Origin of the sequence: Acinetobacter sp. YH12041 (genome assembly GCF_013419975.1) — a bacterium.
GTDB lineage: Bacteria > Pseudomonadota > Gammaproteobacteria > Pseudomonadales > Moraxellaceae > Acinetobacter.
On the sequence record NZ_VOZC01000025.1, the window covers coordinates 24,775 to 30,774 of the forward strand.

Consider the following 6,000-nt stretch of genomic DNA (forward strand, 5'->3'; position numbering starts at 1 on the left):
GAGTGACCAAATTTTAGCTTTTACTTTTAGAGTAATGTTGATGCCATGAGGTGTATATAAACGACCCTGTATCAGATCCATCACATCAATAACCCGATTATTTATTTTTTTAAATCACACCTACAACATGGTCGCAATTGAAAAACCATCATCGCGACTTAGTCTAATATTAATCGCATATCTATATGTAAAGTAAAAGATTTAAATAAAAATCTTACTTATTAGTATTGCGTAATCCTACCTATCTCGTAAATTTTCAGTTTGCTTTTTAAGTCAGCATTTAGCGCTTTTTAGGATGAGTAAAACTAGGCTGTATATGCTCGAATTTAAAAAATTTCCAAAGCTTTAACAGGTAAAATACGCTAAACTGAGCGCAGTTTTTTATTTATTCTTTTCCGGTCTCTCTATTTTATGAATACCTCTTCACGTTTAAGCAATTATTGGGTCACCTGTGCCGATGGTCTGGAAACCTTATTAGAAGAAGAAATCAAAGGTTTAGGTGTTCAGGATATTGAACGTTTCCCAGGTCGTCTGACCTTCAAAGGCACGCTTGAAAATGCTTACCGCATCTGTATGTGGTCTCGTCTGGCTTCTCGTGTCCTGATGCCAATTCACACGCATGAAATCGAATTCTCCCACGATGCGCGTGATGTTGCAGAAGAGCTTTATGAAGGTGCGATGAGCTTCGACTGGTCACTGATTTTTGCACCACAAAGCACCTTCGCAATTCGTCTGCACGTTGAACGTGATATTAAGGTTAATACCCAGTTTGCGACCCTTCGTGCCAAAGATGGCGTCGTCGATTCCTTTATGGAAGCTGTGGGCAAGCGTCCAAGTATTGATACCAAACAGCCAGAAATCACCATGTACATTCTGGCCGGTAAAAAAGAACATACTTATTGTTTAGACTTATCCGGTGATTCCCTGCATAAACGTGGCTATCGCCGCTTTATGACTGAAGCACCAATCAAGGAAAATCTGGCGGCTGCGATCCTGCAAAAAGGCGGCCTGAAAGACATCAACCCGGATATTGTGGTTGATCCAATGTGTGGTTCAGGGACGTTTATTATTGAATCACTGATGATTCTGACTGATCGTGCCCCAGGTCTGGTGCGTCGTTTCGGATTTAATGGCTGGAATGGTCATGATCATGAATTATGGATGGGTATTAAAGCTGAAGCGGCTGAACGTCATAAAGCTGCGCTAGAAAACCCATTACCCAAATTCTATGCTTTCGATGCAGACTGGGAAGCGGTGAAAGCCACTAAACAGAATATTATTGCGGCAGGTTTTGAATCTGCGCTTGACCAGATCAAGATCGAAGAGCGTACTTTAAATGATTGGCCGGACTTCCAGGCGGAAGGCAAAAAAGTCTTCTTCGTCACCAACCCGCCGTACGGTGAGCGTCTGGGTGATAAGGCATCTAACCGTGCCTTGTATCTGGGTCTGTCTAATCTGCTACAAAAAAATTTCCCGAATCAGAAAGCGGCAGTCATTGCTGCTCAGGTGGAACAGGCCGATGTCTTGGCGTTCAATGACCCGCAAATTCTGCGTTTGATGAACGGTAAACTGCCAATCTATATCCGTTTTGGTACAGTAAAACCGGCAGCAGTCACACGTCCTTTCCTGGAAAGCTGGCAGCCGCAACAATTCGAGCCGATCGAAGGTGCGATGGAATTTGCTAACCGCCTGACCAAGAATATGCAAACCCTGAAAAAATGGGCGGTAAAAGAAAATATTCACTGCCTGCGTTTGTATGATGCCGACCTGCCGGACTTTAATGTAGCAGTTGATCTATACGGCGAACGTCTGCATGTTCAGGAATATGCACCTCCGAAAAAAATCGATCCTGAAAAAGCAAAAAAGCGTTTTAACCTGGCATTGCAAGCGATTCGTGCTGTGACTGGTCTAGGCCGTGATGCCATCTTTATTAAAACTCGTGCCCGTCAGGAAGGTAAGAACCAGTACACCAAACAAAGTACAGCGTCTAAGCGCTTTATCGTACAGGAAGGCCAAGCCAAGATTCTGGTCAACCTGACCGACTATCTGGATACCGGTCTGTTCCTGGATCACCGTCAGATGCGTCTGCGTATTGCCAAAGAAGCCAAAGGTAAACACTTTCTGAATCTGTACAGTTATACTTCTACGGCGAGCTTACATGCAGCTTTAGGTGGTGCAGCGAGTACCACCAGTGTCGATTTATCTAATACTTATTTGAACTGGTCAAAAGAGAACTTTGTTCTGAACGGCCTGACTGTAGACCATGCCGATCAACAACATCAATTCTTTGCATCTGACTGTTTTGAATGGCTGAAAGAAGGTCATGAACAATATGACCTGATCTTTATCGATCCACCGACATTCTCTAACTCGAAAAAATTCTACGGGACTTTCGACGTTCAGCGTGACCACGTCTCTTTATTGAAACGTGCCATGAACCGTTTAACCACTGACGGTACGTTGTATTTCTCGAACAACTACCGTGGTTTCGAAATGGATGAAATGATTGAAGGTTTATATGACGTGGAAGAAATCACGCATGAAACCATTGGTCCAGACTTCAAGCGTAACCAGAAAATTCACCGTGCCTGGAAAATTACTCATCCAAAAATGTAAGGTGTGAATATAAGATAAAGAAAAACCCAGCCTAGGCTGGGTTTTTTTGTTGCGAGGAGAACTTCTATTAGCTGAGTTTCATTTTTTCAAAGACCAGCTCGCCACTTTCACCACGAACGACGATGGTATCACCAGGGCCAAACTCACCTGCCAGGATGCTTTGTGCCAAACCATTTTCAATACGTTGCTGGATCGCACGTTTTAATGGACGCGCACCATACAACGGATCGAAACCAGCTTCGATTAACTGATCGAAAGCACTGTCATCCACAGACAGACGCATATCGCGTTCTGCCAGACGTTGACGCAAGCGGTTCAACTGGATATCGGCAATACCACGGATCTGGTCTTTTTCCAGTGCATGGAACACCACTAGCTCATCAATACGGTTGATAAACTCTGGACGGAAATGTTCCGATACCGCATTCATCACCACTGTACGGACTTCTTCACGAGTTGCTTTATCGCCCAGTTCACGGACATCCTGTGAACCCAGGTTCGAAGTCATCACAATCACGGTATTTTTAAAGTCCACCACACGGCCTTGTGAGTCAGTCAGACGACCATCATCCAGCACTTGCAGCAGAATGTTGAACACATCCGGATGCGCTTTTTCGACCTCATCGAATAACACCACGCTATATGGTTTACGGCGCACCGCTTCAGTCAGCACACCACCTTCTTCATAACCGACATAGCCCGGAGGCGCACCGACCAAGCGGCTCACCGAATGTTTTTCCATAAATTCGGACATGTCGATTCGGATCATGGCATCGTCACTGTCGAACAGGAAGTTCGCCAAGGCTTTGGTCAATTCTGTTTTACCCACACCTGTTGGGCCCAAGAACAGGAATGAACCACTTGGACGGTTAGGATCTGACAGACCGGCACGTGAACGACGTACAGCATTAGATACAGCCACTACGGCTTCTTCCTGACCCACTACACGGTTATGCAGGAAGTCTTCCATATGCAGCAGTTTGTCACGCTCACCTTGTAGCATTTTCGCTACAGGAATACCGGTCGCAGCACTGACTACTTCAGCGATCTCGTTGTCAGTGACTTTGTCACGTAGCAGTTTTGGTGCTTCACTTTCTTCAGCCGCTTCAATACGTTCCAACTGTTTTTGCAGTTCCGGAATCACACCATACTGATAACGTGCTGCTTCAGCCAGATCACCTTCACGCTGGGCTTTTTCCAGAGCAATGCGAGCCTGATCCAGTTTCACCTGAATGTCTTTATTGCCTGCTACCAGCGCTTTATCGGCACGCCAGATTTCTTCCAGTTCGCTGTACTCTTTCTCTACAGTGGCAATCTGCTCTTCCAGATGTTTCACTTCGCCTTGTGCACCAGAGTCTGCATCTTTTTTCACAGCTTCAAGCTGCATCTTCAGCTGAATCAGACGACGTTCGAGTTTATCCAGCGCTTCAGGTTTAGAATCCAGCTCCATTTTGATACGAGATGCTGCTTCATCAATCAGGTCAATGGCTTTATCCGGCAATTGACGATCTGTGATGTAACGGTGTGACATTTTCGCCGCAGCAATGATTGCAGAATCCAGAATCTGCACACCGTGGTGAGTCGCGTAACGATCTTTCAGACCACGCAGAATCGCAATGGTATCTTCCACGCTTGGTTCATCCACCAGCACTTTCTGGAAACGACGCTCTAAAGCTGCATCTTTTTCAATGTACTGACGATATTCATCCAGAGTCGTTGCACCGACACAGCGTAGTTCACCGCGCGCTAATGCAGGTTTCAGCATGTTACCCGCATCCATGGCGCCATCGCCTTTACCGGCACCGACCAATGTATGCAGCTCGTCAATGAACAGGATGATTTCGCCTTCATGTTTAGCCAGATCTTTCAGAACGGCTTTCAGACGTTCTTCGAACTCACCACGATATTTGGCACCTGCCAGCAATGAACCTAAGTCCAGTGATAATACACGTTTGCCTTTCAAGCCTTCAGGAACTTCACCGTTAACAATACGTTGTGCCAGACCTTCGACAATCGCAGTTTTACCGACACCTGGCTCACCGATCAGTACCGGGTTGTTTTTGGTACGGCGTGACAGCACCTGAATTGTACGACGGATTTCATCATCACGACCAATCACCGGGTCCAGTTTGCCAGCCATGGCACGTTCAGTTAAATCAATCGTATATTTATTCAGTGAGTCCCGTTGATCTTCATGATTATTGCTCATGACTTTTTCATCGCCTCGAATTTGATTAATGACCTGTCGTAAAGTTTCAGTTTTTACGCCAACACTATTTAATAAGGTTTTGGTGGCACCCGTTTCTGCAAGTGCCAGTAATACCCAGTCAGTGGACAGGAACTCATCTCCTGCTTTTTGTGCATAACTGTCCGCTAGATGCAGGGCTTTGGCTGCTTCCTGACTGATATTGATATCGGCAGAGGGATTACCGAGCGTAGCTACATTGTTCAGCGCAGTTTGTACTTTGCTTTGCAGGTCACGCAGGTTCGCTCCTGCCTGTTGCAGCAAGCTCACATTCGATGCTTCTTCCATCAAGGTGGACAAGATGTGAATCCCTTCAATGGCAGCATGATCCTTGCTCATTGCCAGAGATTGCGCATCGGAAAGGGTTTGCTGTAAGCGATTGGTAAATTTCTCAAAACGCATTCTTGTTATTCCTCACAACAAATTTTCTACTTGATGGATATATGGGTGCTGGAAATAAAATTTCAAATAATTTTTTATATATTTTTCAAAAATTTAATTAAATAAAAGACAGAGTTATCAGTATTAATATTGGTATTCAATGAAAATATTTCAAGTGAGCGAAAGTAGAATTTTTAAAGTGAAGATCAATAATGAATATCTGATTTAATTTACTCTGCTATTTTTCGGATGGGTAGAAAATAGAGAAAGACCTTTAGTGCGGTTGCAAGCGTCCTAGTAATCGCAATACTGCACTCAAACCATATTCTGTTTGCATCAAGGATCTTGGTATTTGCTGATCCAAAAGCTTGTTAGGTGAATTGATAAACTGGCGCATCCAGCTCAGATCCCCACCATTCAGACCAAATAACGCTTGATAGATATTGATTAAAGTTATTGCTCTTTTACCTGCGGTAGTATCTGGTTCTAATTCTTTTTGATTTATGATTGACGATAATTCTGCTTTAGATAGATCCAGAACTAATGCAAGCTCGGATTCTTGCAATTGCAACTGTTCAGCTAAGTTGAATATAGCTTTGGCTAATACTTGGGATTTAGAAATATCCGTTTCATTAGATTTCTTTCATAAGTCATTTTTCACTCAGCTCCAAGTTATAAATTCCAGCAATTAGATTGAATCTTAATGCTAGTCTTTTGCCTCGATTGCGATATCGCTCAGCAAGAATTTTGAAGGTTTT

At 44.1% G+C, this 6,000-nt stretch carries 3 protein-coding genes and 1 pseudogene; 1 reads left to right on the forward strand and 3 read right to left on the reverse strand.

Annotation, left to right across the window (positions count from 1 at the left end):
• Positions 1-411 precede the first annotated feature (411 nt).
• Positions 412-2,616, forward strand: a complete 2,205-nt coding sequence (gene rlmKL / locus FTU00_RS13780; RefSeq protein ID WP_005235042.1) for a bifunctional 23S rRNA (guanine(2069)-N(7))-methyltransferase RlmK/23S rRNA (guanine(2445)-N(2))-methyltransferase RlmL — start codon at positions 412-414, stop codon at positions 2,614-2,616.
• 67 nt (positions 2,617-2,683) lie between these two features.
• Here the strand turns inward: rlmKL and clpB are convergent, their stop codons facing one another.
• The 3 genes and pseudogenes from clpB to FTU00_RS13795 all read right to left on the reverse strand — a co-directional run.
• Positions 2,684-5,263: an ATP-dependent chaperone ClpB gene (gene clpB / locus FTU00_RS13785; RefSeq protein ID WP_180139282.1), complete on the reverse strand. Its 2,580-nt coding sequence runs from the start codon at positions 5,261-5,263 to the stop codon at positions 2,684-2,686.
• A 253-nt stretch (positions 5,264-5,516) separates the two neighbouring features.
• The gene (locus tag FTU00_RS13790) at positions 5,517-5,813 is read right to left on the reverse strand and encodes an MbcA/ParS/Xre antitoxin family protein (RefSeq protein ID WP_257229812.1); all 297 of its coding nucleotides are present in this window, start codon (positions 5,811-5,813) and stop codon (positions 5,517-5,519) included.
• Positions 5,814-5,892: 79 nt separating this feature from the next.
• A pseudogene (locus FTU00_RS13795) lies at positions 5,893-6,000 on the reverse strand (IS5/IS1182 family transposase); the annotation flags it as partial.